The sequence below is a fragment of the Terriglobus saanensis SP1PR4 genome, from assembly GCF_000179915.2.
GTDB lineage: Bacteria > Acidobacteriota > Terriglobia > Terriglobales > Acidobacteriaceae > Terriglobus > Terriglobus saanensis.
In genome coordinates, this window is the sequence record NC_014963.1 from 1,469,674 (window position 1) to 1,493,627 (window position 23,954).

General features: G+C 57.6%; 17 protein-coding genes. 14 read left to right on the top strand and 3 right to left on the bottom strand.

The features are described from left to right. Positions 1–132: 132 nt before the first annotated feature. The 3 genes from ACIPR4_RS06125 to ACIPR4_RS21520 form a co-directional block, all read right to left on the bottom strand. Positions 133–1,626, bottom strand: coding sequence for a lipopolysaccharide biosynthesis protein (locus tag ACIPR4_RS06125; RefSeq protein WP_187290255.1), 1,494 nt, complete (start codon positions 1,624–1,626; stop codon positions 133–135). A 42-nt stretch (positions 1,627–1,668) separates the two neighbouring features. After that, on the bottom strand, positions 1,669–2,328 hold the full coding sequence (locus tag ACIPR4_RS06130; RefSeq protein ID WP_013567785.1) for an NUDIX hydrolase N-terminal domain-containing protein: 660 nt from the start codon (positions 2,326–2,328) through the stop codon (positions 1,669–1,671). Positions 2,329–2,419: 91 nt separating this feature from the next. Continuing rightward, on the bottom strand, positions 2,420–3,595 hold the full coding sequence (locus ACIPR4_RS21520; RefSeq protein ID WP_013567786.1) for a hypothetical protein: 1,176 nt from the start codon (positions 3,593–3,595) through the stop codon (positions 2,420–2,422). A gap of 192 nt (positions 3,596–3,787) precedes the next feature. On the opposite strand from ACIPR4_RS21520, the gene ACIPR4_RS06140 reads away from it, so the two are divergent. From ACIPR4_RS06140 to ACIPR4_RS06205, 14 genes are all read left to right on the top strand, one after another. Continuing rightward, positions 3,788–4,900: a DegT/DnrJ/EryC1/StrS family aminotransferase gene (locus tag ACIPR4_RS06140; protein ID WP_013567787.1), complete on the top strand. Its 1,113-nt coding sequence runs from the start codon at positions 3,788–3,790 to the stop codon at positions 4,898–4,900. Positions 4,901–4,990: 90 nt separating this feature from the next. After that, a complete protein-coding gene (locus tag ACIPR4_RS06145; protein ID WP_049780783.1) occupies positions 4,991–5,350 on the top strand; it encodes a cupin domain-containing protein in 360 nt (119 codons plus the stop codon). A 4-nt stretch (positions 5,351–5,354) separates the two neighbouring features. Then, complete coding sequence (locus ACIPR4_RS21525) at positions 5,355–7,118, top strand: sedoheptulose 7-phosphate cyclase (RefSeq protein ID WP_049780784.1); 1,764 nt, start codon at positions 5,355–5,357, stop codon at positions 7,116–7,118. Then, positions 7,096–8,103, top strand: a complete 1,008-nt coding sequence (locus tag ACIPR4_RS06155; RefSeq protein ID WP_013567790.1) for an ROK family protein — start codon at positions 7,096–7,098, stop codon at positions 8,101–8,103. Before ACIPR4_RS21525 ends, ACIPR4_RS06155 begins: the two co-directional genes overlap by 23 nt. Next, complete coding sequence (locus ACIPR4_RS06160; RefSeq protein ID WP_013567791.1) at positions 8,100–9,347, top strand: family 4 glycosyl hydrolase; 1,248 nt, start codon at positions 8,100–8,102, stop codon at positions 9,345–9,347. The genes ACIPR4_RS06155 and ACIPR4_RS06160 overlap by 4 nt, the downstream gene beginning before the upstream one ends. Then, entirely contained in the window at positions 9,335–10,291 is a 957-nt protein-coding gene (locus ACIPR4_RS06165) for a Gfo/Idh/MocA family protein (RefSeq protein ID WP_013567792.1), read from the top strand. Before ACIPR4_RS06160 ends, ACIPR4_RS06165 begins: the two co-directional genes overlap by 13 nt. A 39-nt stretch (positions 10,292–10,330) precedes the next feature. Beyond that, positions 10,331–11,086 carry a sugar phosphate nucleotidyltransferase gene (locus ACIPR4_RS06170; RefSeq protein ID WP_013567793.1) on the top strand — a complete coding sequence of 252 codons (756 nt, stop codon included), beginning with the start codon at positions 10,331–10,333 and terminating at the stop codon, positions 11,084–11,086. Continuing rightward, positions 11,079–12,320 (top strand): glycosyltransferase, encoded by a 1,242-nt coding sequence (locus ACIPR4_RS06175; RefSeq protein WP_013567794.1) that lies wholly within the window; start codon positions 11,079–11,081, stop codon positions 12,318–12,320. Before ACIPR4_RS06170 ends, ACIPR4_RS06175 begins: the two co-directional genes overlap by 8 nt. Continuing rightward, positions 12,317–13,261 (top strand): NAD-dependent epimerase/dehydratase family protein, encoded by a 945-nt coding sequence (locus tag ACIPR4_RS06180; RefSeq protein WP_041585952.1) that lies wholly within the window; start codon positions 12,317–12,319, stop codon positions 13,259–13,261. Before ACIPR4_RS06175 ends, ACIPR4_RS06180 begins: the two co-directional genes overlap by 4 nt. Further along, on the top strand, positions 13,258–14,247 hold the full coding sequence (locus ACIPR4_RS06185) for an NAD-dependent epimerase/dehydratase family protein (protein WP_013567796.1): 990 nt from the start codon (positions 13,258–13,260) through the stop codon (positions 14,245–14,247). The genes ACIPR4_RS06180 and ACIPR4_RS06185 overlap by 4 nt, the downstream gene beginning before the upstream one ends. A 48-nt stretch (positions 14,248–14,295) precedes the next feature. Continuing rightward, positions 14,296–17,247: a sensor histidine kinase gene (locus tag ACIPR4_RS06190; protein WP_013567797.1), complete on the top strand. Its 2,952-nt coding sequence runs from the start codon at positions 14,296–14,298 to the stop codon at positions 17,245–17,247. A gap of 3 nt (positions 17,248–17,250) precedes the next feature. Then, a complete protein-coding gene (locus ACIPR4_RS06195) occupies positions 17,251–17,883 on the top strand; it encodes a response regulator (protein WP_013567798.1) in 633 nt (210 codons plus the stop codon). A 114-nt stretch (positions 17,884–17,997) separates the two neighbouring features. Next, positions 17,998–20,466, top strand: coding sequence for a beta-galactosidase (locus tag ACIPR4_RS06200; RefSeq protein WP_013567799.1), 2,469 nt, complete (start codon positions 17,998–18,000; stop codon positions 20,464–20,466). A 157-nt stretch (positions 20,467–20,623) separates the two neighbouring features. After that, entirely contained in the window at positions 20,624–23,938 is a 3,315-nt protein-coding gene (locus ACIPR4_RS06205; RefSeq protein WP_013567800.1) for a TonB-dependent receptor, read from the top strand. The last annotated feature ends 16 nt before the right edge of the window (positions 23,939–23,954 follow it).

Here is a 23,954-nt window from a genome sequence, read left to right on the forward strand (position 1 = left end):
ATTCACCCTACATTTTGATTGCGGATCGTCTGTTCATTCTGGAAACGGCCGGCCATGAAATTCACGCATCCGCTCTGGATGTAGTTATGGTGCGAGTAGCACCCTTCCGCCAGACTGCGGGCCTCTTCGTATTTATTTGAAATCTAAGAACTGCTGAATCCGAGCCGGAAAGAGATGCAACAACTGTGGTGAGCGCCTGAGCATGGGGCGCAGCAGAGTTTTGGAGAAGAGTGAGAAGGCTCCGAGGACCAAGATCGCTGCACCGCCGCCGACGCAGACTAGGCGCAGAAAATCAGGCATCGGGGGCAACAACAGCTCGAGGCCTTTTGAGACCGCTGCCGCAAAGAGAGCGAGGAGGAGACCTGGAGTTGAGGTCTCCATGAGATCTGTCCAACGAATACGAATCTCGCGATGGACCGCCGTTGTGAGCAGGAAGAAGCGGAAGAGATATAAGCCAAGCACGGTCCAACTAAGCGCCAGCACCGAATACCGGATCGCGATGACATAACCCGCTACCGCAAGGACGGCGACGATGAGTTGAGCGCCAAAGTCAATCTGCGGCTTTCCACGCGCTATCAGGAGCGGTTCGGAGAGGCTCATCACAGCGTTGACCGCCATGGCGAGTGCAATAGGACGCATATAAGGCACCGCATTCGCCCACATTTTTCCATACAGTCCAAGGACCACAACGTCGGCTGCCGCTGCAACTGCGGCAAACATGGGCAGGATTACGAGCAGTAAAAGCCCAAAGACGGAGGCGTAGACCCTGCGCAGCTTTTCTTCGTCTGTCTGCACGCGGGAGAAGGCTGGGAGAAGGACGCCGAGCAAGCTGGAGGTGATGGTTTCGGTCGTGTTGCCGAGCGTCGTGAAAGCTCGGCTATACAAGCCGAGAGCGAGCGGTCCTGCGACGCGTCCGACGACCGTGTTATCCAGATTGCTGATGCCCCAACGACATACGTTCGCCCCGAAGACACGGATCCCGAAGTGGAGTAACGGAAGATGGTCGGGATGGAAGAGCGGTTTGATCGAGTGCGGCTGACGGAGAAAGACGAGGACGCTATACAGGAAAGACTGCGTGAGCCAGGCAGCAACGAGACTCCACACCCCGGCACCCATTAAGGCGAGCGAGAGGCCGACCAAGGGGTATCCGACGACATAGGAGAGGATGGCGATGGCCTGGACCGATCGGGCATCCTGGCGTCGGTTGAGCAAAGCCAGGGCCGTGGTTCCAAATGCCTGGAGGACAAACAGCAGCGAGCAGACGCGTAACAGGAGCATCAGCTTCGGCTCATGGAAGAAGCGTGAGAGGATGGGCGCTCCGCAGAAGAGGAGCGTGGTCATCAGTATGCCGAAGGCCATTTGACAGGTGAAGCAGAAGCGGATGTCGCCTTCCGCCAAGTCTTCCTTTTGGAGCAGTGCAGAACTGAGGCCTACGTTCGAGAGCAGACTTCCAAAACCGAAGACGATCATCGCCACAGCGAGTTCGCCGAAAGGCCTTGGGCCTAGCAGGCGTGAGAGCAAGGTATTAATTCCAAAAGACAAAACCATCTTAACGACTGAGCCGATGTAGTTCCATCCGAGGGCTCGGCCTGTGGTCGTGGTGAGACTTTCCTGGAGATTGGGCACCGTGATCCTCTTATAGGCACTGGCGACGTTCACGGGAACGCTTTAATCACAGAGGGTTGGGAGAGTAGGATCCTCTGCGAAGCGGAACAGTACCTCGAGTTGCGAGTGCGTGACGCGGTCGGTCGAAAGATCGAGCTCGGCGAGGTCCTCTTGACTGAACCACCGCGCCCCACCGGTCTCGGAGGTCTCCTCCGCAAGTGTGCCGCCCTCGATTTTGCAGAGGATGAAGGCCTTGTAGACATACCAAGGCTGCGGCGGATGAGGATATTTTTTCTTGTCGCAGAGCATCAACAAACGCTCGGCTCGAACGTGGAGTCCCGTCTCCTCTTCGGTCTCCTTCTCTGCTACTTCAAAAGGAGTGTGGCCGACGTCTGCCCAACCCCCCGGTACGGTCCATCGCCCTTGGTCGACCTTTTCTTTAACGAGCAGAATCTGTCGCGACTCATTGAACATCACGGCTCGGATGTCGACCTTTGGAGTTTGGTATCCCGTTTCGGAAGCGAAGACACGGATGATCTTCTCGTAGGGCTCGTCGCTAAGTGACTGCAACAGATCGACGCTCAGTGCTCGCAGTTGTTGATATCGTTCGAGGTCGTACGCGTTGGTCGCGTAGGCAATCCCGGCCTGGGAGATGGCCTGGATGCGCTGGGCGCAGAGCAGCAATTCGGCGGAGGTCATGGAGCGGTCACCTTGAAGCGGCATGGCAATTCCTTGTCATCTGCTGTGGAGTCGGACTGCGGCTTTGCGGAATATAGCATGCGACGGAGAATAGGTGTCCGGCTTCGCGGAGTCTTTATGTCTGGAGGTGTACTCCGAGATGAGTGCCAGCCGCATGCATGGCGCGTTGGGGCAATTGGCTATCGACGTCGGCGATCCAGGCCTCAGCGTCAGCGACAGTTGCGGGTGTAAGGGCGGCGATAGTCTGGGGAAAAGAACATGTTCGGCGATGTTGCTTGACTTCTGCGAGGAGCCGATCGGAGATCGGCGCAACGACAGGATCGAACTGAGCGATCTCAACGATGTTGGCGCCATAGTCGCGGATGGTCTCCAGTGCTGCGGCTGCTGTGATGCGGGCGACATAGCGTTGAAGTTCCGCGATGCGCCATTCCAGGTGAGTTTGTAGCTGAACGATAGCTCCTGCGTAGAGGCGAGCTTCGCAAGGGTCGGCGAAGGGAAGCCGGAGGTGCCGGTACCAGGCCAGCGTGGTGTGTAGGGTACTGATGAACTGAATGGTTCTGAAGCATTTACGAACGAATCCTGTGAACTCCGTTGCAGGGTTACGCTCATCGCGAAGAGTTGTTCCGGCGGGAACGATGGATCCGAAGGCGATCACCTGGGGAGCGACGATGCCAGCGTTCCCGCCGATAAAGACTGGTTGCGAACGCTCGAGAAGACCGGACGCATCGCCGAAGAGGCTGGCGAACTTGTCTCGTTTGGGGCTGAAGTTGAAGTGGATAGCTCCGGAACCGATCTCGGTGTGGTCCATGCGTGAGGTGCCACCGGTGACGTAGACATCGCAGAAGTTGATCAGGGATCCCGCGACGACGGATGCGGCAAAGAAGGAGTTCTTGAGACCGACTGCGTGGCCAACTTCGACACCCTCTTCGAGTACGGTGCCGCGACGAATCTCGGCCGCGCCGCGCACCTTTGTGCCATCCAGCAGTGCGCAGTCGGTGAAACTACCCGCGTCGAGCTGGACTTCGCGACCGACCTGAACATTCGCGAGGGAAGCGATGCCGTACGCGCCGATCATCGAGCCCCTGCCCACGGAGGTAGTCTGGCCTCGAACAATCGCGTTCATCAAACATACGCCGGCTTCGATGAAGGGAAGTGTTACTTCGGGGCCGATGAAGACGCGCTGCGGACTGGAGATGACGACACCCTGGTCACGAAGGGCGGCGACGCGCTGGCTATTTCCCAGCTCATCCTGGAGTGAGTTCTGCTCGTCCTTAAGCGCATCGAAGTTCACGGACAGTCTTCCTGTGTCGCCTAGAGGCCACACTGCAGAAATAGATATTCAAATTGTGTCCCAGCGCATGTTAGCGTTGTCTCGCTCAGAGACAGTGCCGGGAACCAAATTACCACGGACCTCTTGATCGACTTTTGACACTTCCGTGAAAGCAAGGGCCAGGTGTACTGCGAAGCTTTTCTTAGGGGGAGCATGTTCATAAGTCCACGGTATAACTACCCTGCGCAGTTCGGAGAGAGCATTGACTCCCTGATGTCTGACCTGCGCGCCATGCTGCTTGGCGGGAAGTATATTCTCACCACCGAGGTTCGAGATTTTGAAGAGTCGTTCGCCGCATACAACGGGGTTGAGTTCGCCCGTGGGGTGAATAGCGGCACCGATGCGCTTGTCATCGCGCTGCTTGCGCTTGGGATTGGGCGTGGCGACGAGGTCATCACGCACGCGAACAGCTTCCATGCGACGGCGGCGGCGATCGACCTTGTGGGGGCGACCCCGGTCCTGGTCGACGCGGACGAAGACACGTATCTGATGGATGTGACCCAGGTTGCGGACGCCATCACGGAGCGTACGCGCGCCATTATTCCAGTCCATCTCTTTGGAAAGCCAACGCCGATGGGTGAACTGCTCAAGCTGGCGAAGTCGATGGGCGTCGTGGTGGTGGAGGATGCCGCGCAAGCCCATGGGGCGGTGATCGATGGGCGTCGCGCGGGTTCGTTCGGTGTGGCGGGATGTTTCAGCTTTCATCCCAGCAAGAACCTGGCGGCTGCGGGCGACGGTGGAGCGATCATCAGCGATGATCCTGAGCTCATGGAGAAGGTCGATCAGTTCCGTGCGCTCGGACAACGTGCGCAAAACGAGCATGTGGAGGTTGGATTCAACAGTAAGCTGGATGCGATCCAGGCGCGCATCCTCTCCTGCAAGCTGGAGCGGCTTGATGCCTGGAACAGTGCAAGAGCCTGGGTGGCGGAGAGGTACAGGAGCGGGCTGGCCGGACTTCCGTTGAGCATGCAACGCCATGATCCTGATGAGATACATGTCTATCACCTGTTTCAGGTGAGGACGAAGCATCGAGACGCGCTGCTGAAATCTCTAGTGGGGGAAGGCGTTGATGCAGTCATCCGGTATCCGACGCCCATCCATCTGCAACCTGCTTTTGCGCAATTCGGTTGGAAGCGAGGACAGTTCCCAGTGGCTGAGTCGCTCTCCGAAGAACTGATCTGCCTTCCACTTCGACCGGATATGGAGGAGGGCGAGATCGATTATGTGACTTCCAAAGTGCACGCGTTTTATGAGTCTGTTGTGTAAGCTCGTCGATGTTTTGTCTTTCGCAAGAACCATGCAAGAAGCTCTTCAATGCAATCAACATTTAGGTCACTTCACTTGAAAGGCCTCTTCATGATGAAAGCCTCTTTTACTTCTGTCCTTGCTATACCGGCCATCGAACGGGGCAATGAGCATGGGGGTCTAGGGCCGATCTCTTTCAGGCGTCTGCTACGAGAGACCGACTTCAAGGCTCCAATCGACTTTGTCGATTACACGATTGTGCCTTCGGGGTCAGCTATTGGAATGCATCAGCATGTCGGCAACGAAGAGATGTATTTTGTGGTGTCGGGCGAACCTCTAATGCGTGTGAATGGTTACGAAGCACGGCTTGCAAAGGGATCGCTTTCGGTAGTGCGGGATGGGGAGTCGCATGAGTTGATCAACGACAGGGGCGGTGACGTTGAGATTCTTGTCATCCAAGTGCGGGTATAGCAACGTGCAGACATCCACTCTGGTGATCGAACAGGCCGCTTCGGGTTGGGTGGCGCACCGTTTTGGAGAGGATCCAGTCGCGATGAGGGGGCTTGACGCGGATGCCTTACCGCAGGGTCTGATTGAGTTTGCCTCGCACGTCGCGAGACGCCTCGGTCAATCTTCGGCACAATGCACGATGGTAGTCACCCATGAGAACTCAGAAGCGAAGCCCACTCGTGGCAGTGCAGGCTTCATCGTACCTCTGACCCGTACGCTAGCCCTCGCCTATCTCGCACCAGCAAACTGGGATAAGTTTCTTGTGCTGGAAATGGGTGCGAGGCCGGTGGCAAGCCTCGCCATGCGGCACGATGGCTCGTTGAGGGAAGAGCGTCTTGCAGGCGCCACGCTCGAAGAACTGATCAGCCTGGTGAAGATGTTGGAAGTCCGGTTCATGCTGGTTCACTCGACGGAGCCGTTTGTAACCACACCGGATTTTTTTCCGGAGACGTCTGGTCTTCAGATTGAATCGGTGCACAACGCGGGAGCAATTGTTGAAGGTGCGAGGCGGGCTGCCACCCACTTTGAGCGTGGCTCTGGCGTGTGGCAGGTTGCATCCGGACATACGCGCATGCGGGCGAACCATACGTCGAGTTACGATCTCTACCGTCCCAACCTTGCGACCTTCGATCTCAACGAGGACACGCTGGAGCGCATCGTTAGCTCCCGTCCAGTCTTCTTCGTCATCGACCAGGTCATTGAGGCGATGCATGGGAGTGCGATTCGGTGCTATGGGCGAAAGCGTCTGAACATGATCGGCGAGTTTGTCTGTGCTGGGACGGAAGCCGAGAAGACGGTGAAGATGGCGGAGGATATCTGCCGTGCGGCTCTCAGTGCGGGCCTTCGCCGCGATGGCCTGATCGTTGCTGTGGGCGGTGGTGTAACGCTCGATGTGGCGGGCTTTGCAGCTTCGATTTTGCGCCGAGGGGTTCGCTATGTCCGTGTTCCCACGACGCTCATTGGTCTGGTCGACGTCTCGGTAGGAGTGAAACAGGCAGTCAACGCCTTCGGAACGAAGAATGTGCTGGGCTCTTTCTATCCTCCGCTCGCCTGCGTGCTGGATTATGGGTTTCTGAAGACGCTGCCGGCCTGTCACATCGCGGCGGGATTTTCAGAGGTGATCAAGATGGCGATCCTCTGCGATGGCCCTCTCTTCGAAGAGATTGAACGTCATGGCCCGACCCTGACCTTCTCTTCTTTTCAAGAACCGAAGGAAGTTGGGATGCGGATTGCCGAGACGGCTGAACTGCTCATGATGCAGGAGCTTGCGCCGAATCTGTTTGAAGACGATCTTGCTAGGCGCGTGGACTTCGGCCATACGTTCAGCCCAGTCATCGAGATTGATAGCGATTTCAGAATAAGCCACGGTGAAGCGGTCGGTCTGGACATGCTCCTCTCGACCGCCATCGCCGCCAATTGCGGTCTCTGCAATTCGGATGTGTTGGATCGGTTGGCGCGATTGTTGGATGCGTTGAGCCTGCCTGTCTGGCATGAAGAGATGCCATCGCCCTCGCGGTTAATGATCGCGTTGTCGAAGGCCCGAGATCATCGTGGCGGAGCGCTCAACCTTGTTGTTCCGCGTTCGGCGGGGTCGGTTGCGTTTCTCCAGGATGTGAGCGTGGAAGAGCTCGTCCGCGCATGTAACGATCTTCAGCGATTCGCCATAACAGAAAGGCTAGCCAGTCCAAACCCAATGGAGAGAAGCGATGGTCCAAGCCTTAGCATTTGATCTCGGGGGCACTCACCTGCGCGGCGCCTTGGTGAAGGGAAACAACCTGAGTCGCTCCGCAAGCTACCGTCTCCAGAACTCGGAGCAGGTATCGCGGCATTCTGATGTGTGGGACGTGATTGTGCGTCACATGCTTCTCTATGAGCGCGCCAGCGTGGAGTTTCTGGCCGCTTCGGATCCGATCGTGGTGTCGTTTCCCGGGCCAGTGCGGAAAGGCCGCCATATTGTTCAGGCGCCCACCGTGACTGGTGCTGGCGCGGGTCCTCGCGATCTGGCTCTGGAACTGGAACAGAAGACAGGCAGGGGAGTGCATCTGCTGAACGATGTTTCGGCTGCTGCATGGCATCTGAGTGGTCGGACCGCTGCCGATCGATTCATGGTGGTGACGGTCAGCAGCGGGATAGGTGCCAAGATTTTTGACCGGTCTCATTTTGCGGGTGTGATGGACGAGCCGATGTATGCGGGAGAGATAGGCCATGTAGTAGTGGATGACCGGCCAGCTGCTCCGATGTGCGATTGCGGGGGACGAGGCCACCTGGGAGCGATCGCTTCCGGGCGTGGTATCGAACGCGCGGCCCGTATTCGTGCGCGGGAGTTTCCCCAGGATTTCTCGCAGTCGATACTCCATGCGCAAGTGGGCGCAGCGACGGAGACTCTTACCAACGAGCAGCACATCGTCCCAGCGGCGCTGGCGGGAGATGACTGGACGCTGAGGCTGATCCGCGAAAGCACACGACCGCTGGCGCGTGTGCTTCTGGCGAATGTGCTCGGCGTCGGTTTGCAGAAGGTCTTCATCATTGGTGGGTTCGCCCAGGCCCTGGGCAGCTTGTATCTGCAGATGCTCACAGATCTCATGGGCGAGATGAGCCAGTATGCTGTGCTCGAGGATGCAATTCCGACATTGGTGGAGGCTGGATATTTGCACGGCGAATGTTGCTTGATGGGATGTGGAGCCTTCCTCCAGGCAAAGGAGCAAAGCCGATGATCTTCACGATTCTGGGAGGCAGTGCACCGAGTACACCTGTTGTCGTTGAAGCATTGGCCCGCCTTGTTCCGGACGAGATGCTGACGATCCGTTTGGCAGGCCGCCAGCGTGACCGGTTGGAGGCAGTTGGGCGTGCCTGCCGATTGCTGTCGCAAGGAAGCTGTTTCGACGTGGAGGTCTATGGGCCGGGTGAGTGGCGTGCGGCGATCGAAGGAAGCAATCTCATTCTGATCCAAAGCCGGATCGGTAACTATGAGGCGCGCGGCTTCGACGAAGCTTTTCCTATCGAGTTCGGCATACCGGGAGACGAGGGACTGGGACCTGGAGGGCTTTCGGCTGCGTATCGGACATGGCCCCAGTTGAAAGAGATTTGCTGCAGGATTCAGGCGCATGCGCCGAAGGCACAGACCGTATTGCTCACCTCGCCAAGCGGTCTGCTGGTTCGCCTTGCGGCGCTTGAGTTTTCCGGTTGGCCCCTGCTCGCAACCTGCGAACTGCCTTACACCACATTGAAGGCACTCTGCTCGATTGCGGGGGAAGATCCGGACGATATGACTTTCGACTACACCGGGGTGAATCACCTTGGCTATCTTTATAACCTGCATGCGAAGCGGGATTTGCTCGCTACCTACCAAGAACGGGCTGACGCAAAAAACTTTCCCTCGGCTGCACTGCTCGCTCGGCTCAATGCTTTTCCTTTGAAGTATCTCAGGCTCCACTACGAGCAGGAAGAGGTTGTGCAGGAACAACGCGACCGAATGGTCCCGCGGGCTCATGAGCTTGGCAAGATTGCTTCTCATGCGCTGGAGTGCTTCCATTTCGGAGATGAGGCTGTCATCCGCGAAGCGCTGAGCCAAAGGCGAGCGGACTGGTACGAGTTCGCGGTGATTCCGCTGGTCCTCTTCCATTTGAAGAGGGAAGTGAGGCAACCGATATTTCTCACCTCGGCAGACGATGCAGGGGAGGTGCGGGAGAGAGCGTTTCGCGTACGCAAGAGTGCCCTGGCCTATGTGCCTCCGAAAGCCCCGGCGACAGATGAGGTGGAGGACCTGGTGAATGCGTTTGCAAGGTATGAGCGCGTCGCGGCCGAAGCCGTTCTAGCAGGAACGGAGGAGGCGCTTTCGAGCGCGCTGGCACTTCACCCCTGGGTTAAGACAGGGAGCGAGCATGAGCTTGCAAGCATCATTCTTTCGCAGCCTTTCGAGCGCAGGACGAGTGAGGGGGAAAAGTTATGGCAGAACTGAGAGTAGCGATCTTTGGCTGTGGCCGCATGGGGAACGAACGGGCGCGCTGCGTCCAGGAGGCCGGGGCAACCGTGGTCTTTGTCTACGATCCGGATGCCGAACGCGCGGCGAAGATGGCGCTCGAGTTCGGAGCGGAAGCAATCGCAACGCAGGATGACCTTCCCTGGTCCGATGTTGACGCAGTCTTCTTTTGCACGCCGCCCCATTGCCGTGAGGCACAGGCACTGGCCGCGATCCGGGCGAAGGTTCCCTTCCTGGCGGAGAAGCCCATTGGAATCTCGCATGCGGCTTCAGACCGAGTGCTCGCTGCTCTGACAGACGCGCCAGTCGTGAACGCCATTGGCTATATGAATCGATGCCGTGCATCCATCCTGCAGGCGAAGGCATTGCTCGAGGACTGCCGCTTGCTTGGCATCTCCGCACACTGGGTATGTAGGCAGTACACAGTCCCCTGGTGGCTGGATGAAAGTGCGAGTGGCGGACCCATGAACGAGCAGGCAACCCATCTCTTCGACCTCTGTCGCTTTCTGGGTGGAGAGGTGGAAGAGGTCACTTCACTGGCGGCGTTGAACGGAAGTCATGCGGTTCAGCCTCTTGGATCGGCCTCCGCATTGCGCTTCTCCTCTGGCATTCTAGGAACCATCTTTTACTCATGCGAAAGCTCGGTCAAGGACATTGGCTTGCACCTTTTTACGGATAAGGGCGGCATAGAGCTTTCAGGCTGGGACTTTCAGATGACGTCGAACATGGTGACGAACACGCTGCCTCTACCCTCGGATGAAAATGTCTTCCTGACCGAGACGCGAGTCTTTCTGGAAGCCGTTGAGTCCGGCAGCAGAGAGAAGGTTGCATGCGACTGGGAGGAAGCAGCGCGTACTCAACTCTTGGTCGATGCGGCACGGCGCTCGATGAGCGAAGAAAGGGAGCTGGAGTTGCAGACATAGTTCTTCGTGCTTGCATCGCGTTTCTTAGGAGACACATCGATGTTCGAATCACATTGCGCGGGATTGGTGATGGCTGGGGGACGTTCCTCCAGGATGCGGCGTATTTGTGCCACGCATAAGAGCCTGCGCACGGTGGAAGGCGTTCCCCTGATTGAGTGGAATATCTCCTCTCTTCTCTTCCACGGGATAAGAAATATCTTTGTCGCTGTCAATGCCCGGGAGATCGAACTGAGCGAATGGATTCGCGGGTACGGAACGGACCTGGCCCATTCGGCGGGGGCGCGGCTTACGACGATCGTGGAAGATGTTCCCCTTGGAACGATCGGTGCGGTCACTCGCTTGCCGTCGGAAATTGATCCGGTGCTTGTGGTCAATGTCGATAACCTCACCGACTTGCCGCTCGCACGGATGGTCGAATTTCATATCGGGCGCGGTGCTGCCGCTACGATCGCAACGCACGCCGAGCCATTCAAGATTCCCTTTGGCCGGTTGGAGACAAAGCAGGACGACGTCACTGCCTATGAGGAAAAGCCCGATATCTTCGTACAGATCTCAAGCGGCACCTGCGTCTTCTCACGCCGTGCGATCGACTCGATGGCGCTAAAATCCCGAACGGATGTGCCCGACTTAATACGGACTCTGATTGCAAGCCGCGAGAGAGTAGCTGCCTTTCGGCATAACAGCCGATGGATTGATGTGAACGACGAGGAAGCTCTTGGGCGCGCCCACGTATTGCTGGAAGATCGAGGCGACTTGTGGCCCGGAGCTGAGTTCCGCAGGAACGCACATGCATGATCGACGCATCAAAGTGCTCTCGTTGGTTCCTGACCTCGGCCTCGGCGGAGGCGAAAACCGCGTGCTCAATCTTGCGAGAACGATTGATCGCAGCAAATTCGATCTGACCGTTGGGACCTTCTTCTCACGCGATCCAATCGCGGAAGCCAAGTGGGGAAGCCTGCATCCCGAGTTTGAGAGTGCGGGCATCGACGTGGTCGATCTGAGGCTGACGCGACCGAAGAAGCGGTTCCAGTCGCGCCCTCTCCAGGTGGTCAGTACGTTGATCGCTCTGGTGCGCGCGGCGGTTCACCTGCGTCGCTTCATTCGTGAACGAGAGATCGATGTCGTGGACGCTCACATGGATGGATCGCTTCTGATCGCGGTCGCGGCTGCGGTCTCTGCACGTGTACCGGTCGTGGTTACGCTTTATCACGTGCAGACCATCCCTCCGAAGCCCCTGCTCCAGCCCTTTAGGATTCTGTGCCTGCACTTGATCGCTGCGTTGATCACGGATTCACAGGCCCGCGTCCATGACTTCGAAGCGGTAATGCCACGGGTGCATGCGCCGATCTTCTACATCCCGAATGGTGTTCGCCTGGAACCGCCCAAGAAGACGCGGGAGGAGGTCCTCGCGTTCTTTGACATTCCGTCGAACGCCAACACGATCATCGGACAAGTCAGCGGGCTTTCACCCTTCAAAGGGCACCGATTTTTAATTGAGGCCGCCGTCCAGGTGGTGGCCGAAAACGAGAAGATGTACATCCTTTGCGCAGGGTTTTCGCGTGGATTTGATGCTCATATTGATGAACTCTGGATACAGGCTAAGGACCTTGGCATTGCCGACCGCGTGCGCATCGCATCTTATCCCGGAAGCATCGCGGACGTCTGGCAGATCATCGACGTGCATGTCCATGCGTCCACCTTCGACTCCCTGCCCAACGCAATCATCGAAAGCATGTCCCTCGGCAAGCCGGCAGTAGTGACGTCGGTCGGAGGCATTCCTGACGTGGTGGAGAACGGAAAGACCGGCATCGTCGTTCCGCCAGGAGATGCGGCTGCATTGGCCGAAGCCCTGCTTTGTCTACTCAACGACCCGGAGTTCGCTACGTGTCTCGGCCATGCAGCCTCTCTTCGTTACTTTGAAACCCTCACGCCGGAGTGCTGCACGCGCGCCGTGGAACGTTGCTTTCTGGAGATCACTTCGACGCCTGCCGAGAAGAAGGCGGCGTTGTTCCGTGAGCCAATCACATGAGCTCCGTGCAGGAGCAAAGCCGAGACATGGTGCTGGTTACCGGAGCTGCGGGCTTCATCGGACGTCATGTCGCGCATGCGCTCACCGAAGCAGGATTCGGCGTGCGGAAGCTTCTCGAACCGGCCAGTGGTTCGAACGAGGCTCTAAACGCGCTCTCATCCGATGAAGCATACGGCGACATCTGTGATCGTGCACTGCTCGCGCGACTCGCCTCGGGAGTAGACATCGTCGTGCATCTCGCGGGGTCTCCCTCGGTGTCCGAATCGTTCGAGAACGCGGCAGAGTGCGCGCGCGTTCATCTCCAGGGAACGATCTGTGTTCTGGACGCTTGCCGCAAAGCAGGCGTGAGGCGACTGATCTATATGTCCTCTGCCGAGGTGTATGGCAGACCGGAGACAGACTACGTCGCTGAAACGCATGCCTTGAACGCACGCTCTCCTTACGCCGCGGCAAAGATCGGGGCGGAGGCCATGATGAGCGCATATAGCTCAGCCTTCGCGATGGATGTGATCATCGTGCGGCCCTTCTCCGTCTACGGACCCGGAGCCTCTCCCCATGCGTTGCTTTGCGAGGCGCTTGCGACTACTGCGCGCGGGGAAGAGGTGAAGGTCCGCAATCTACGGCCTGTGCGAGATTACATCTTCGTCAGTGATGTGGCCGATGCTGTCGTCAAAGCATGCTCGATCGAACCGGCGGCCCACTTGTTGGTCTTCAATCTCGGCACCATGCGGGGCACGAGCGTCGCCGATCTCTGCAGACTCGTGCTTGCAGCATTCGATCGTCCGGGACAGGCCATAGAAGAGGGCGAGCAAAGACCGGGAGCCAGCGAGATCTACCGCCTCGTCTCCGATAACAGGTGTGCCCAGGAAGGACTGGGCTGGACACCTCGGACGTCTTTAGAGCAAGGTATCCATCAAATGGCCGAGGTATACAAGCGATGAGATATCTGATCACTGGAGCACAGGGATTCGTTGGGCGCTATCTCACGGCAGCAATCCTGGAGCGCGATGCACAGGCGCAAGTTCTCGGGCTGGGGCGCTCTCCCCGACTCGATGGCTGCTTCTCCCACGCGCTCTCTGGAGGTGCGCTGGCGAAGTTGCCACAGGAGATGGATCGGTCGCTCGATCCTCGCTTCTGCTACAGGCAGATAAGCATCCTCGACCAAGATAAGATCTTCGCGGCGCTGGAGGAGTTCAGGCCGGATGTCATCTTTCATCTCGCATCAGGTCTGCGCAACGATCCACCTGCCGATCTGATTTCGAACAACATCGAGGGTACAGCCGCCTTGATGTCTGCAGTGGAAGCGATCCCAGGAGCAAAGCCCAAGGTGGTACTCGGATCCACCGGGGGAGTTTACGGAAGGATTGATCCCGGCAGCTTTCCCTTGAGCGAATCGTGTCTCTGCGATCCGGCCGATATGTATGCGATCACCAAGCTCGCCGCGGAACAGATGGCTCGGTTGTCCGGACGATCGAGTGGGATGCCGGTTGTCGTCGGACGCATCTTCAACATCGTGGGAGCGGGACAGAGCGAGCGACATGTGTGTGGGAATTTCGCGGCTCGCTTGCTGGCGTTGAAGGCCTCCGGCGGAACTCGACTGGAGGTGGGGGATGTTGCGGCCACCCGGGATTTTGTGGATGCTCGAGATGTTGCTTCCGCCCTCATCGTCCTCGCTGAGCTTGGGGTTGCCGATCACGTGTACAACATCGCTTCGGGCGTGGAGACCTCGGTTGGTGAGGTTTTGCAGAAGCTGATTCGCGTGGTTGGGTTTCAGGGCGAATGGAGTTCTTCGGCGGGGAGCACTGGGACGGATAGGGTTCCAAGGCATTGGGCGAAGATGACGAAACTGGAGGAACTAGGATTCGTTCCGCGGCACTCCCTTGATGCGAGTCTGACGGATTTAGTGCGGTATTACCAGATGCGTTAGTCGATAGGCTGGCGCAATCAGGTCGCTTACAGGCAGACTTGACTTGGCATGATCGTCTTTCGGAACCTCACGACACTTTGGTTGGTATGGACACTGCTTGTTTTCGCGCAGTGCCTGCGCGCGGCCCAATCGCCTATGCAAAGTGGGCCTCAGTTCACACGCGACCTCTGGCGGGTGTCGGACGGGTTGCCGGAAGACACGGTGCAGGCGCTTGCTGTGGCGAAGGACGGCGTTCTGTGGCTCGGGTCGACGGGGGGATTGGTCCGGTTCGATGGATTTCATATGCAGGCCTATGGTGCTGGCCAGTCTGCTCCTTTGCCCGTGAATAGTATCTTCTGCCTGGTTGCCGATGGTGATGGCGATCTCTGGGCCGGAACGGAAGGTGGCGGTCTGCTGCGCATTCGCAGCAACGCTTTGAAGAGTTACTCCGTGGAGGAAGGGCTCACCGACGGCTTTGTTCGCAGTATTTTGCTGGACAGTCAGAAGCGCCTTTGGGTTGGAACGGATGACGGTCTCTTCAGAATGAATGACGGACGTTTGCAGCGCGTAGATCGAAGCAACGGCATTCCGGCTGTGGCCGTGCATGTCATCGCAGAAGATCGTGAGCACCGTATCTGGGTCGGCGGATCTCGTCTCATGGCGATCAATCCCGACGGGACGGCAAAGCAGTATGAACTTCCCGGAGCGTATAGCGAGAACCGCGTCAAGACGATCGTTGAGGATCACAATGGAACGATCTGGGTAGGCACCGTCGGCGGTTTGCAGCAGCTGGAAAATGGGCAGTTCCATACGGTGCATGGCATTCATGCTACGGTGCGCAGTCTATTACAGGCGAGCGATGGCACGCTATGGATCGGCACCATTGGACGGGGCCTGTGGAGTTTTAGTAATGGGCGTTTGAGTCAGCCGCTGTCTCAGGGACTACTCCCAAGTAATACGATTCTCAGTCTTCTGGAGGATCCGCAGAAGCAGATCTGGGTAGGGACGCAAGCGGGGCTTGCCCGTCTCCAGCAATCGCCTGTTCACCTGATTCCTCTAGCTGAGGGAAGCGATCCCGACTTCGAGACGATCTCCGGTGACGCACGGGGAAATCTGTGGGTTGCTGCACAGAGCTTGTATCTCATTCATGACAGCGTGGCCAACCGGACTCACTACAACGAAGTGGGAAGTGCCAAAATTCGTAATGTCTTCCGAGCTCGCGACGGTGCACTCTGGCTTGGGACCGACGGAGAAGGTGCGTTTCGTCTTGGAGAGAACAAAGTGAACCATTACTCCGCTCCCAAAGATCTGACGAATAACTTCATCCGCGGCTTCCTCGAAACGCGTAGCGGAGAAATCTGGCTGGCGACGGACGAAGGCATCAACCGTGTGAAGGACGAAAAAGTACAGAAGCTGGGCGCAGCGGACGGCCTGGCTTATTTTAGTACGCGATGTTTGATGGAGGACCGGCACGGCCAGGTATGGATCGGCACAGAGCGTGGGCTCAGCATGTGGCGGGCGGGGCGATTCCAGCAAAACGCTGCAACTCGCGCCCTCGCGCAGGAAAAAACCTGGTCTATCCTCGAAGACCGTAAAGGGACCTTGTGGTTCGCGACACGCGACCATGGCCTATTTCGTGTGCGTGGAGATGTGGTTGAGCAGTTCACCATGGGCCAGGGGCTGCCGACGAATAGCTTCTACCAGATTCTGCAGGATAAGCGTGGTGTGTTCTGGATGACGGGACCGAATATCATCGCCTCGGCGACGGAATTGGAGATGGAGCGAAGTGTTCCTCCGTCCGATCATCCCCTGGGCGTCACAGTTTTGCGCATGCCCTACGGTGCGGAGAACGCACAGATGTATGGTGGCCGACAGCCCTCGGGTTATGTTGCTCCGGATAACAGCGTCTGGTTTCCAACGAACCGCGGGGCTGCGCATATCGTCTCCATGCCACAGACCTCGACACCTGGTCCGCAGGCTGCTCTCGAGCAGATCGTTGCAGACGGCAATCGCATCGCGGTCGCAGACGAGGCCCACTTGCCAGCGCGTGTAAGCCGCCTTGGCTTTGGCTTTTCAGCGATCTTTCTGCGCTCACAACAAGAGGTCCGCTTCCGCTATAAGCTGGAGAACTTCGACCACGAATGGAATCTCGCCGGATCCACGCGCTCCGCGCTCTATACGAATCTTCCAGCGGGGAGATATCGCTTTCGTTTGGTCGCATTCGACGTGGCACAACCGGACAAGACGAGTGAAGTCAGCATCCTTGTAGTGAAGGCACCTTTCTTCTACCAGACGTGGTGGTTCTATACGCTCTGCGCGCTCTTGCTTGCTGCTGCGGGATGGACGATCTATCAGATTCGGATCGCGCAAATCCGCACACGATTTGCTGCAGTGCTGGAGGAGCGTAATCGCCTTGCACGCGAGATGCACGACACGGTGATCCAGGGGTGCACTGGGATCTCCGCACTACTGGAAGCCATCGCGATCACTCCCGAAACGAATCAGACAGCGCAGAAAAAGTTATTGGATGTCGCTCGTGACCAGGCCCGCCGCACCATTGATGACGCACGGGATGCGGTATGGGACCTCCGTCACGAACGCGAGGCGGAGATTGATCTGGTGGCCGCGATTCAGACGGTGGCCCAACAAACGATGCGCGAGTCTGGCAACACCGTGACGGTGACCGGCGATTCGAAACAAGTCGAAGTACCCGCGTCGATCTCGCACGAAGTTCTCATGACCGTGCGCGAGGCGGTCTATAACTCCGTCCAGCATAGTGGCGCGCGCGCCGTCGAGATTACTATTTGCAGCTCCGCAGAGAGCTCCGTGATCGCCATCGTCGATCAGGGCTCCGGATTTATCGATTTGGCGCAGGAGGGACACTATGGCATCCTCGGAATGCGCGAACGGATGCGGCGAGCAGGCGGCGAGTTCGATCTGGTAAGTGTGCCGGGCGAGGGCACACGTATCACGTTGTCGCTCAAACGTTCTGTCAGACCGCAGCGCAGAAAGCAGGATTGAGGCGTGGAGAAGGAAGCGAAAGCAATCCGTGTCCTGATTGTGGATGATCATCCGATCATGCGCGTCGGCATTGCTGCCATCATCAACGCGCAGGGAAATATGCAAGTGGTGGGTGAGGCTGGGACCGCCAGCGAAGCGATTCGTCTCCACGCAAAGCTATTGCCTGACATTACGCTCATGGATCTCCGTTTGCCCGATGGCAATGGTGCCGAGGCCATTCGCGTGATCTGCGCCGCATCGCCTTCCGCACGCATCATTGTGCTGACAACGTACGAAGGGGATGAAGACATCCATCAGGCTATGGAGGCGGGCGCACGAGGCTATCTCATCAAGGGTATGCCGCATGATGCTTTGATTCGCGCGATGCATCGCGTGCACACAGGACACCGCTTTCTCCCGCAGGTAATCTCCGAAGCGCTCTCTTCTCGCGTCCCTGGATCGAACCTCAGCCAGCGCGAGCAGGAGGTGCTGCAGCTTCTTTTCGCAGGCAAGAGCAATCGTGAGATCGCCGAGGAGTTGCAGATCAAGGAGACCACGGTGAAGACCCATGTGAGCGTGATTCTGATGCGCTTGAATGTAGAAGACCGGACACAGGCCGTGGTGGAAGGTCTGAAGCGTGGCTTAGTGCATTTATAGACCGCTCCTCCTTTCGTCGGATTCGTTCCGTACTCTTCTCTCCTTATAGTTTCGTGTGCGCTTCCTTCCGCTGGAACAGCGTTTTGAAATTCACGATGCGGCATGAGGATCCGAATGAAACTGTCTTGCCTCTTCGTTATGGCCTGTGTAGCTGCTGTGTTGTCCGTCTCCGCGGGTTCGCAGTCGAGTAGTCATCGCGTGATGATTGATGCATCCTCTCCCGCGCCCGTCCCCGCACCGGTCCTGGCAAAACTAGGCAGCTCTCGTAATCCGGCAGGCGACCAGATTGGCGTGAACTCGCAATATCTCACCCTCAACGGGAAGCCATGGCTGCCTGTCATGGGTGAGTTCCACTTCTCTCGCTTCCCAGAGCCGCAGTGGGAGCAGGAGATCCTCAAGATGAAGGCGGCGGGCGTCGACATCATCTCCACGTATGTGATCTGGATTCACCATGAGCAGGTGGAAGGCGTTTTCGACTGGAAGGGGCAACGCGATCTTCGTCACTTCGTGGAACTGTGCAAGCAGCACGGTATGTATGTGTATCCGCGCATCGGTCCCTGGGCGCATGCAGAGGTTCGCAACGGAGGTTTCCCTGACTGGTTACTGAAGAAGGGAGTCGTGCGAACGAACGACCCCGCTTACCTGCAGGAGGTGCAACGCTTCTATGCCGAGATCGGTGAACAGTTGCAAGGCCTGCTCTGGAAAGACGGCGGTCCGGTTGTCGGAACGCAGATCGAGAACGAGTATCGCGGCTCCAATAAAGCCGTAGGCGAGGAACACATCCGCACGCTGAAGCAGATGGCGATTGCTGCCGGCATCGATGTGCCTCTCTACACCGTGACGGGATGGGATGGCGCTGCGATTCCTCTCGACGCTGTTCTGCCGGTCTATGGCGGCTACGCCGATGCTCCGTGGGATGCCTCTGCGGAAAAGCTTCCGCCCAACGAGGTCTATGCCTTTCGCTTCGCGAATCGCATTGCGGGAAGCATGGGCGCGATTGGTGGCAAGGGGCAGAGTGCTGCCGAGAGTTATCGTGGCACCCCCTTTCTAACCGCCGAAGTCGGAGCGGGAACGCAGGACACGTACTTCCGCAGGCCCGTTCTCAGCACCGACGATGTGGCCGCGATGGCGCCAGTGATGCTGGGCAGCGGCGTGAACCTGCTGGGCTATTACATGTTTCATGGAGGCCGCAATTCGAGCGGCGGCAGCATCACCTTGCAAGAGTCACAGAAGACCGGTTATCCCACGGACGTTCCTGTAAAGTCGTACGACTTTCAGGCTCCGCTCGGCGAGTTTGGACAGGAGCGCGACTCTTTGCGGAAGCTGAAACTGGTGCACTATTTTCTGCATGACTTTGGCGACGTGCTGGCTCCCATGACGCCTCACCAGCCGCAGGAGACTCCTATAAATCCAGCGGACGGGACGGTACCCAGAGTCTCTGTGCGTACTTCGGGCGAGCAGGGCTTTATCTTCTTCAACAATCACGTTCGTGGTCTGGAGATGCCGATACGACGACAGTTCCAAATCGAGGTGAAGTTGCCCTCTGGAACGGTTCGCGTTCCAGAGACTCCAATCGATCTGCCATCCGGGGCTTATGGAATCTGGCCTCTCAACTATTCGCTGAACGGCACGCTCCTGCGCTACAGCACCGCGCAGCTCTTCAAGCGTGTGCAACGCAAGGGAGAGACGTACTATTTCTTCTTCTCTGTCCCAGGCATGCCTTCGGAGTTTCTGTTTGCGGCTGGGACGAAGTTTCTGAAGATATCGAAAGAGATTACTCTGACTCACACGGCAGACGGAGTTCGACTCCGTTTGGATTCAAACCGGGAAACAGAAGTGCAGCTTGCTGGCGGAGTACACCTTGTCCTTCTGCCGGAAGCCGAGGCAGAGCAGGTCTGGGCCGTTGACGACCCCGGTGTACTGGTCATGACTCCGGCGGACTTCTTCTCCGATTCGGGTACGTGGACGCTGCAGTCTTTAGGCAAGGCCGAGATTCCCTTTGCCGTCTTCGGTGACCACGGTGTACCGACCGCAGCGGGAGCGAAGGTCATCGCAAAGAGAAGGGAAGGCGTCTTCCAGCGATACGGCGTGACATTGCCTGACATTCCTCTCGACGTGAAGGTCACTCCACTTCGGCAGGCGACGGAGCGTTCTCCGTGGGAGTTTGGGCCCGCATTTTCGTGGCGTCCTAAACCGACTCCTCTCGCTCCAGAGGACACCGAATTCGAGCATGCTGCGATGTGGAAGATAGAACTCCCCGATCTTCTCAAGAGCGACCATATCGCGGATGTCCTTCTGCAGATTAGGTACCAGGGGGATGTTGGCCGACTCTATGGAGGAGATTGTCTTCTGGATGATGATTTCTGGAATGGTCTTCCCTGGACGATAGGGCTACGTGAGCTTCGAGAGGACACCTGCGGCCAAGGAAAGGAGTTTCATCTCTCCATACTTCCTCTCCCGGAGCGCTATCCGATGTACCTGGAAAAGGCCTCAGAGCTTCACTTCGAAGGTGGCATCGCGGAAAGCCTCGTGAGTATTAGAGCCATACCGCAGTATGAGATAAGAATCAGCGCCAGGCATTAGCAGCAATTCCTAAAATCTTCCGCCACTCCTACTTTCGGCGGATTTGCGTTGTGCGTGTGGAAGCTTAGAGTCCCTCTGTCATGGATTTGGCATCACGAGGCGTTCCCGGGCTTCCACAAACCTATCCGGGAGAAGCGTCACCTTTTGGAGGCAACACATGAAATGTAATCACCGGACCTGTGCGCACGCACGCAACTTCGTTCGCCGTACGGGTCTTTCCAGCGTTCTTCGCATCACGCTCCTTCTCTTTTTCGTAAGTTCAGGAGCGGCGTCGCTTCTGGCGCAAGGAGGCAGCGCGACGCTGAGTGGAACGATCGTCGACTCAGCGGGTGCTGCTGTCCCGTCGGCCCACGTCACCGTGACGAATGTCGATACGAACTTGTCGCTGCCCGCTGACGCGAATACCTCGGGGCTGTATCGTTTTCCCTCACTCCCTCCGGGCAATTACACCCTAAAGGTGGAGCAGAAGGGCTTTCAAGGATTTCAACAAACCGGCATTGTTCTAACGGTCAGCCAGCAGGCAACGCTGGATGTTGCTCTGAAGATTGGTAGTGAGTCGGAGACCGTCAACGTAAGCGCCGACGCGGCCCTCATCAACGCCACGAACGCAGAAGTCAGCAACACGGTAGGCGAACGCGCGATCCGGGAGCTTCCGCTCAATGGACGCGATCCTTCCAGTCTGGTTCTTCTCTCGCCGGGTACGGTCAACATCCTGAACACGGGTGGTGGAACACAGCAGGGAGAAACCACTTTTCCAAATGAATCCGGTGCCTCCGCAGGCGGGGGACGGCAGGGAAGCACCCTCTATCTTCTCGACGGCGTGCCGAACATGGACACCTACATGCTTCTCGCAGCACCCTCTCCGAACGCCGATGCCACAAGCGAATTCCGCGTCATCTCGAATAACTTCGACGCGCACTACGGATTTTCTCCAGGCGCCATCGTCAGTATCGATACCAAGAGCGGAACCAACTCTCTCCATGGTGGAGCCTTTGAGTTTCTCCGCAACAGCGCGTTGAATTCGGCGAACTACTTCTCCAAGCAGGTCGACCCGCTCAAGCGCAACCAGTTCGGTGGCTTCCTGGGCGGTCCCATCATGAAGAACAAGCTCTTCCTCTTCGGCAACTACCAGGGAACGCGCCAGACCTCCACTGCCACGGCGAACAGCGCCAACACGCCGACCCAGGCCATGTTGAATGGCGACTTCAGCGCTTATCCCACCACGCTCGGCGGACCCTTCACGACAATCAATGGCAAGAAAAATCAGGTCAGCCCAACTCTCTTCGATCCTGCGTCGGTCAAGATCGCAACCACTGCCTTGCCGCTCGGCCAGGATCCCGCGAGTGGTCTTATTTATTTCCAAAGTCCCGCATCGAAAGAAACCTTCGACGAAGGTACCGGGCGACTGGACTACACGATCAACGATCGCCAGCGTCTGACTATTCGCAGTTTTAACCAGTATTACAACCGCTCAGAAGGTGCGACACCGGGTAACATCCTTTCGGTCAACGCGGGCAAGCAGGGGAAGTACTTCAATGAAGTGCTGAACCACACCTGGACGATCACTCCCAGCACAGTGAATGCGCTCTCACTCTTCTGGAATCAGATGCACGTCTTTAACGTCGGCACGCAGCGTGACTCCTCTGGTAACGCCTTCTGTCTCTCGAAGTACATCAACGTGACGGAGGTGCCTGGCACCTGTTACACCGAAGGCTTCAGTGTGACCGGAGGATTTTCCGGACCATACAACGAGTACACGGGCGAGATGCGCCACTCCTTCGGCTTCTCCGATTACCTTACAAAGACGATCGGCAATCACACGCTCTCCGCTGGCGCTGACCTCTGGCGGCAGTCCGCGCGCGAGTTGACTTACTATCCTTCAGACCCCATCGTTGCTTTCAATGGCTACTACACGGGCTTCGGCCTCGCAGATTTCCTTCTTGGCAAGGTCGGTTCTTTCCAGCAGGGTGCTGGCGAAATTGCAGATGTCACCGGAACGTTGCTCGGTGCCTATGTGCAGGACCAGTTCCGTCTTCGTCCAAACCTGACGATCACAGCGGGGCTTCGCTGGGATCCAAATCTTGCACCGAAGTCCAAGGCTGGACGTGGCTCTGTCTGGGTTCCAGGGCAGCAGAGCACGATGTTCCCCGGCGCTCCCGCAGGTCTTCTTTTCCCCGGTGATCCCGGAGTTCCAGATTCGCTGGTGCGGAACAGCTACGGATACTTCGAACCGCGTATCGCCGTCGCTCTCCAGGCCACTCCAAGGATGGCGATCCGTGCAGGCTTCGGCATGTTCACGGCCCCGCTGCCCTATTCCATCTACAACCACGTTGCAGATATCAGCCCCTTCAGCCCGACTTACACCTTCTACGGCAGCAGCACGCAGGACATCCAGTTTTCTAACCCATGGGCCACCTTTACGCCCACCGGTGGTGTCAGTCCCTTTCCTCCGTTCGCGTACAGCCTGACTCCACCGCCATCCAACTTTAATTTCGGAAGTCAGACGACCGTTCCCGCTACCTTCTTGCCGAACTTCAAACTCGGCATGACGCAAAGCTGGAATCTCTCCATCGAACAGCAGTTCACAAACTCTCTCGTGGCGCATATGGCCTATGTTGGCAGCGAGTCTTACCATCAGACCACTGCAATCGATAGCAATCCTGGCCAGATTCAAGCAAATGTCCGCGGCGTCCGTCCGAATGCTGAGTTCGGGCAGGTGTTGACCACGACCAGCCTCGGCACCAGCAACTATCACTCACTTCAACTGCAGATGGAAAAGCGCATGTCTCACGGCTTCCAGATCCAGTCCAGCTTCACCTGGTCCAAGACGATTGATCTTGGCTCTTCAGGAAATGTGACCTTCGGAAGCCCCGCGCTCGCGAACCCCTACGATGTGGGTTACAACCGCGGCGTCTCCGATCTTAGCTTCCCCTTCGTCTCGGTGACCAACGGTGTCTACACTACGCCCGCTCTGCGCGGTTGGAATCCGCTGATGCGTGGTGCTCTTGGTGAGTGGGAGATTTCGGCGATCTACACGCTTCAGTCGGGACGTCCGTTCGGTATCCCCGGCGGCGGCAGTTCGAACAACTCCGGGGCCCTACAGTATCAGGATCGCGCGGATACGACTCCAGGCGTTCCCGTACAAACCCATCAGGGCAGCAAAGAACAGTGGCTGAATCAATACTTCACCACCTCGGCCTTCCAGCAGAATGCGCCCGGCACCTTCGGCAACAGCGGTCGCAACATCCTTCGCGCCCCTGGTATCAATTACAGCGATGCCGCCGTCATGAAGAACTGGAGTGCACACGAGCGTTATCGCTTGCAGTTCCGTTGGGAGCTCTTCAACGCGTTCAACCACACCAGCTTTGGCCTGCCAGATACGAACTCGTCCAGTGGAACGTATGGCCGCATCACGTCCGTGGGCAGCGTCGCTCCACGCGTTATGCAGGCTGGCCTGAAGCTCACCTTCTAGTGCAATAGTCGTTCAA